The 2,296-nt window shown below is 66.2% G+C and carries 3 protein-coding genes; all 3 read left to right on the forward strand.

Features of this window, described 5'->3' with window-relative positions:
* Positions 1–956 (forward strand): sugar ABC transporter ATP-binding protein (locus EN742_RS32190; protein ID WP_148670414.1); only part of this gene is annotated, 956 nt, incomplete at its 5' end.
* A 131-nt stretch (positions 957–1,087) separates the two neighbouring features.
* A complete protein-coding gene (locus EN742_RS32195; RefSeq protein ID WP_127407520.1) occupies positions 1,088–1,855 on the forward strand; it encodes an SDR family oxidoreductase in 768 nt (255 codons plus the stop codon).
* Between the two features lie 8 nt (positions 1,856–1,863).
* On the forward strand, positions 1,864–2,296 hold a 433-nt coding region (locus EN742_RS32200; protein WP_127407521.1), incomplete at its 3' end, for an SDR family NAD(P)-dependent oxidoreductase.

Genomic DNA, 2,296 nt, shown 5'->3' on the forward strand with positions numbered 1-2,296 from the left:
AGACGGAGCTGCTGTTCCAGCAGATCCGCAAGCTCAAGGCCGAAGGCATGTCCTTCATCTACATCAGCCATCGCCTCGACGAGATCGCGCAGATCGCCGATCGCGTGGTGGTGATGCGCGACGGCCGCATCGTCGCCCGGCACGAGCGCGCCGACATCCCGGTGCGCACCGTGGTCGAGCAGATGGTCGGGCGCAGCGTCGAGCGCATGTTCCCCAAGCTGTCGCCGCCGCGCGATGAGACGCTGCTCGAAGTCGAGAATCTGTCGTCGCCGGACAAGAGCTTCAACACCGTCAGCTTTTCGGTGAAATCAGGCGAGATCCTTGGCATTGCCGGGCTGATCGGCGCCGGGCGCACGGAGCTGGTGCGGGCGATCGCCGGCGCCGACCCAATCTCTTCCGGTGCGGTGCGGGTGGCCGGCATGCCTCTGCATCTCAGCGGCCCGGCCGCAGCGATCAAGGCCGGGGTCGTGCTGGTGCCGGAAGATCGCAAGGCGCAAGGCGTGGTGCTGGAGCAGACGATCGGCGAGAACCTGGCATTCGGCAATTTCGACCATGTCGCGCCGAAGGGCTGGGTGTTTCCCAAGGCAGTGCAGAAATTCGCCGAGGCCGGCATCTCCCGGCTCGGCGTCAAGGGCAAGCCCAACCAGGCGGTCTCAAAACTTTCCGGAGGCAACCAGCAGAAGGTGATCATCGCCAAATGGGTGTCACGGCCCCCCAAGGTGTTCATTCTCGACGAGCCGACGCGCGGCATCGACGTTGGAGCCCGCGCCGCGATCTACGACGTCATCGCCGACCTCGCCCGCTCCGGCATGGCGGTGGTGGTGGTGAGCTCGGATCTCGAGGAGGTGCTGGGGCTCTCGCACCGCGTGCTGGTCCTGAGCCGCGGCCGCCAGCGCGGCATCCTCGAGCGCAGCGAAGCCAGCAATGTCGCGGTGATGGAGCTTGCGACAAGCTGATATCGACGTGAGGAACCCGGGGAATCGAAACTTGGCGCAGCAGGTGATAGCCTCCCAGGCACCGGATCGCGCGGGGCGCCAACAAAGTGTTGGCGCCCTTTGATTTCGCGAGAGCCGGCAGGAGGGAACCAATGACCAAACTATTCGATCTCAGTGGCGACGTTGCGCTGGTGACGGGCGCCGGCAGCGGCATCGGCCAGGCGATCGCCATCGGCCTCGCGGAAGCCGGCGCCGATATCGCCTGCTTCGGCCACAGCTCGAAGGGCGGGCTGGAAGAGACCGCGCAAAAGATATCGGAGCTCGGCCGCAAGGCGCTGGTGCTGACCGGCTCGGTGACCTCCGAGAGCGACCTGTCGGCGGCGATCGAGCGCCTGGAGAAAGAACTCGGCGCGCTGACCATTGCCGTCAACAATGCCGGCATCGCCGGCGCCGAGCCCGCCGAGACGCTGTCGCTGGAGAAATGGCAGAAGCTCTACGACGTCAATGTCAGCGGCGTGTTCCTGTCGTGCCAGGCCGAGGCGCGCGTCATGCTGCCGCGCCGCAGGGGGTCGATCATCAACATCGCCTCGATGTCGGGCTCGATCGTCAATCGCGGGCTGACGCAGGCGCACTACAATTCCTCGAAGGCGGCCGTGATCCACATGTCGAAAAGCCTCGCCATGGAGTGGGCCGACCGCGGCCTGCGCGTCAACGTCGTCAGCCCCGGCTACACGCTGACGCCGATGAACAAGCGGCCGGAGGTGGCCGAGCAGATAAAAATCTTCAAGCGCGACACGCCGATGGGCCGCATGGCGACGCCGGAAGAGATGGTCGGGCCGACCGTGTTCCTGGCGGCCAGCGCCTCGAGTTTCGTCACCGGCATCGACCTCATCGTCGATGGCGGCTTCGTCTGCTGGTAGGAGAGAAGATGCAGAAGCGCTTTGAAGGAAAGACGGCGGTCGTCACGGGCGCCAGCGGCGGCATCGGCGCTGCCATGGCAAGACGCTTCGCGGCGGAGGGCGCCGCGGTCGTGGTCAGCGCCATCGATCCGCGTGTCGACGAGGTCGCGGCAGGCCTCAAGGCGGCGGGCGCGAAGGTCGCGTCAATGCGCATGGATGTAACCAGGAAGGGCGAGGTCGCGGCGCTCTACGACCTCGCCGAAAAGGAATTCGGCCGCGTCGACATCTCGGTGCAGAACGCCGGCGTCATCACCATCGCCAGGATCGAAGCGATGACCGAGGCCGAGTGGGACAAGGTGCTGGCGGTGAACACCAAGGGCGTGTTCCTGTGCTGCCAGGAAGCGATCGGGCGCATGCGCAAGCATGGCGAGGGCGGCCGGCTGATCAGCACCGCTTCGGGCC

The sequence above is a fragment of the Mesorhizobium sp. M4A.F.Ca.ET.020.02.1.1 genome (assembly GCF_004022645.1).
Lineage (GTDB): Bacteria > Pseudomonadota > Alphaproteobacteria > Rhizobiales > Rhizobiaceae > Mesorhizobium.